Source organism: Bradyrhizobium sp. IC3195, from assembly GCF_020193585.1.
Taxonomy (GTDB): domain Bacteria; phylum Pseudomonadota; class Alphaproteobacteria; order Rhizobiales; family Xanthobacteraceae; genus Bradyrhizobium; species Bradyrhizobium yuanmingense.
Genome location: NZ_JADYVG010000055.1, coordinates 1 through 3,458, shown reverse-complemented (window position 1 = coordinate 3,458; position 3,458 = coordinate 1). Strand labels below are relative to the sequence as shown.

5 protein-coding genes are annotated in these 3,458 nt (G+C 65.7%); 2 read left to right on the top strand and 3 right to left on the bottom strand.

The genetic code is table 11. The annotated features are described in order from the left end of the window. Nucleotides 1–123 precede the first annotated feature (123 nt). Complete coding sequence (locus I6F09_RS37015) at nt 124–819, bottom strand: glutathione S-transferase family protein (RefSeq protein WP_225190190.1); 696 nt, start codon at nt 817–819, stop codon at nt 124–126. Between the two features lie 248 nt (nt 820–1,067). Between I6F09_RS37015 and I6F09_RS37010 the strand changes: the two genes are divergently transcribed. Then, nucleotides 1,068–1,613, top strand: coding sequence for a phosphohydrolase (locus I6F09_RS37010; RefSeq protein ID WP_225190189.1), 546 nt, complete (start codon nt 1,068–1,070; stop codon nt 1,611–1,613). A 15-nt stretch (nt 1,614–1,628) separates the two neighbouring features. Here the strand turns inward: I6F09_RS37010 and I6F09_RS37005 are convergent, their stop codons facing one another. Beyond that, complete coding sequence (locus I6F09_RS37005) at nt 1,629–2,279, bottom strand: glutathione S-transferase family protein (protein ID WP_225190188.1); 651 nt, start codon at nt 2,277–2,279, stop codon at nt 1,629–1,631. Nucleotides 2,280–2,460: 181 nt separating this feature from the next. On the opposite strand from I6F09_RS37005, the gene I6F09_RS37000 reads away from it, so the two are divergent. After that, on the top strand, nt 2,461–2,898 hold the full coding sequence (locus I6F09_RS37000; RefSeq protein ID WP_225190187.1) for a VOC family protein: 438 nt from the start codon (nt 2,461–2,463) through the stop codon (nt 2,896–2,898). Nucleotides 2,899–2,974: 76 nt separating this feature from the next. Here the strand turns inward: I6F09_RS37000 and I6F09_RS36995 are convergent. Continuing rightward, nucleotides 2,975–3,458: mismatch-specific DNA-glycosylase (locus tag I6F09_RS36995; RefSeq protein WP_225190186.1), on the bottom strand; the 484-nt coding region annotated here is incomplete at its 5' end.

Below are 3,458 nucleotides of genomic sequence, written 5' to 3'. Positions count from 1 at the left end.
CAGCCGCTGTCCAGGATGCCATCGGCACCGGCGTAGCCGGCGCGAAGCGTCCTGGACAGCGGTGAGCACTGCGCTACTCTGTTGCATTAAGGCATGAAACCTCTTGACCAAGGCTAGGAGGTCCTACGATTTCTCGACCATCGCATGCACCCGCTCGCAATGCGCGACGAGGTTTGCGTGCGCATCGACGAAGGCCTTGAGCGGCGTCGGGATCGGAAAGAAATAGATGTTGGCGATGAAGCCGTAGATGCCGGCATCAACGCTCGTCGGCGCCGCGCCGTGCACGAAGCCTTGCGCCGGCGCGATGTCCGCCAGCACCTGCAGATCAGCCAGCCCCCGCGCGTAGGCCTGCTCGGGCGTGTAGCGGCCGATGCCCTGGAAGTGATAGCGCTGCGCGTTGTAGGCCTTGGCCTTCTCGAAGCCGGTAGGGTCGATCTGCGGATGCTGCGCGATGAAGGCGTCGCGGAACGCCGGATAGAAGCGCTCGTCCTTCCAGCGCGAATAGGACATCACCCAGTAGAGATCGTCCAGCATGCGCGTGACGAGATGGTCGGTGCGGCGCTGTTCCGCTGACAGGCCGGCGTCGATCGTGAGGCGGTATTTCTTAGTCGCGTGCGCGATGATGGTCTCGCTGTCGCCGATGATCTCGCCGTCGTCGACGATGTAAGGCAGCTGCCCGCGCGGCGCGGCCGAGGCATCGAAGACGTGCTCATGCACGAACGGCACGCCCGCGAGCTTGAGAAACGCATAGACCTTGAGGCCGTAGCCGTTGTTGTCGGCGACGCCGAAGAGTTCTGGGTAGGAGTAGAGGGTCAGCATGGGCGGGCGCCTCCGGGGTGGCGGAGGCCAGCATGCTAGGGAGTAGAAACGGATGCAATCCTCGTAGCCCGCATGAGCGCAGCGACATGCGGGAATGGGCTCCCCGGATATCGCTTGCGCTCATCCGGGCTACGTCAGAGCGCCATTTGCGAATTGCCTTTTGCGCAATAGGATGACCGCAATCCTCTGGTCCGGGAGATCACGATGGCCATCAACAAGGACAAGATCGACAACGTGAGACTTCGCCCATGACCCGCGACGAACTGGCCGCTGCCTATGCGGCGCCCGGCCGCCACTATCACAATCTCGCGCATATCGAGGATTGCCTGGCGGCGCTCGCGCGCGCCGAGGGTCTTTCGGCCGCCGAGCGCGAGACGCTGTCGGAAGCGATCTGGTGGCACGACGCCGTCTACGATCCGACGCGGACGGACAACGAGGAGCGCAGCGCGGAGCTTGCCGAGCAGCACGTCCGCGCCGAGCTTCGCCAGGAGGTCGGCCGCCTGATCCGCCTGACGAAAACGCACGACGTTCCCGCCGACGATCGCCTCGGCGCGATCCTGATCTCGATCGACCTCAGCATTCTCGGCGCCGATCCGGCCCGCTACGACGCCTATGCCGCCGCGATCCGCCGGGAGTTCAGCCATGTCGCCGAGGGCGAGTATCGCGCAGGCCGCGCCCGCGTGCTACGCCGCTTCGCGGCACGCGAGGTCATCTTTCCCGATCCGGCCTTCGCCGCGAGTTTTGACCGCCAAGCCCGTGCCAACCTCGCCCGCGAGCTGGCCCAGCTGAGCTGAAGCGGGCTGACCCGCCTACGAACGCGGCGCGGCCGTGAACACCGCGAGTTGCGCCTCGAACGCCCGCCGGAACGCCGGCCGCGCCTCGCCGCGGGCGACATAGGCGGCGATATCAGGATATTCGTCGAGCAGGCCCGATGTGTTCAACCGCCGTAGCACCGTCACCATCATGAGATCGCCGGCGCTGAAGGCGCCGTCGAGCCAGTCGGCCTCACTGATGTGGCGGGACAATTCGCCGAGCCTGGTGCGCACGCGCTCCTGCAAGCTCGGCAGACGCTCGGCGTACCAGCTCCTGTCGCGCTCGAACAGCATGGCCATGTTGAGCTCGACGATCGGCGGCTCCACCGTGCTCAGCGCAGCGAACATCCACGCGATGGCGCGGGCGCGCGCATTGGCATCCTTCGGCAGCAAGCCGTCATGGCGCTCGGCGATGTGGAGCACGATCGCGCCGGACTCGAACAGCGTGAGATCGCCGTCCTCATAGGTCGGGATCTGCCCGAACGGATGCAGCGCGCGATGCGCAGGTTGTTTCATTGCCGCCAATGAGACGAGGCGAACGTCGTAGGGCTGGCCGACCTCTTCGAACGCCCAGCGCACCCGCATGTCGCGCGCGTGGCCCTTGCCGCGGTCGGGGGAGGACTCGAAGGCAGTGATGGTGGGAGGCATGTGGGGCTCCGGGGTGATCGTTTCCAGAGGACGAACGACCGGGGCGGGGGCCGACAGGTATCGCGTTTTCCGCGCTACGATTGCGCCGGGCAAAAAAATCCGGCCGACCTTGTCGGAACGCCCCTCCCGCCCGCGTCCTTGAAGTACCCGCGCGCCGCACGGGCCGAAAGGAGCTCCATTCATGACGTCCATCACGCCGTTTCTCTGGTTCGATAACAACGTCCCCGCGGCCGTCGCCTTCTACAAATCGGTGTTTCCCAATGCCAAGGTCGAAACCGTCAGCGACTTCATGGCGGTGTTCGAGCTCGAAGGCCAGCGCTTCCACGCGCTCAATGGCGGGCCGAAATACCGCTTCAACGAAGCGGTGTCGTTCTTCATCAGCGTCGAGACGCAAGGCGAGGTCGACTATTTCTGGAAAGCACTGACCGCCGACGGGGGCGAGGAATCGCAGTGCGGTTGGCTCAAGGACAAGTTCGGCCTGTCCTGGCAGGTGATCCCGACGGCGCTCGGCCGCTATCTCGGCGACCCCGACCGCACCAAGGCGAACCGCGTGATGCAGGCGATGATGGGGATGCGGAAGATCGTGATCGCGGAGCTGGACAAGGCGTATGCGGGGTGAGGCGACAGTGCGGTAGGGTGGGTTAGGCGAAGCCGTAACCCACCATCCTTCCCCGGTGATGGACGAAGTTGGTGGATTACGCCGGCGGACTGCGCTTCGCGCAGCCGCGGGCTAATCCACCCTGCGCAGCGATCGACGCCGCAAGCTCGCGCCATGGCTCCAGCGTCCAATGCCCGGACGCAGCACCCGAGGGCGAGGGCAGCACGAATGTCTCCGGCCAGCCGTCATCGCGCGGTTGCGGCCCCAGCGCAATCGCAGCCGACGGCCTGCCGTAAAACAGGCTCGCCGCCTTCTTGCTTGTGAATGCAACCGTCCGCGGCCGGTACTTGTCCATCTTCGCCCTGAAGCCCGGCACGTCGATCGCCTCCGCCGCGATCTGGTGATCCATCCCGGCGCCCGTCTTGCAGAGATCGGTGAAGCCGATCCCGAGCTCGATCAGTGAAGCGAACTCGCTTGGCTGATAGCGCCGCGGCGTGATCCCGGCGTCATGGATCGCGCGCCAGAAGCGGTTGCCGGGATGGGCGTAGTAGTGCCCGAGTTCGGCCGAGCGGGTCGAGGCG

Coding starts and splice junctions, on each gene's coding strand:
- I6F09_RS37015 (WP_225190190.1), bottom strand. CDS start 819: ATGCTGACCCTCTACTCCTACCCAGAACTCTTCGGCGTCGCCGACAAC.
- I6F09_RS37010 (WP_225190189.1), top strand. CDS start 1,068: ATGACCCGCGACGAACTGGCCGCTGCCTATGCGGCGCCCGGCCGCCAC.
- I6F09_RS37005 (WP_225190188.1), bottom strand. CDS start 2,279: ATGCCTCCCACCATCACTGCCTTCGAGTCCTCCCCCGACCGCGGCAAG.
- I6F09_RS37000 (WP_225190187.1), top strand. CDS start 2,461: ATGACGTCCATCACGCCGTTTCTCTGGTTCGATAACAACGTCCCCGCG.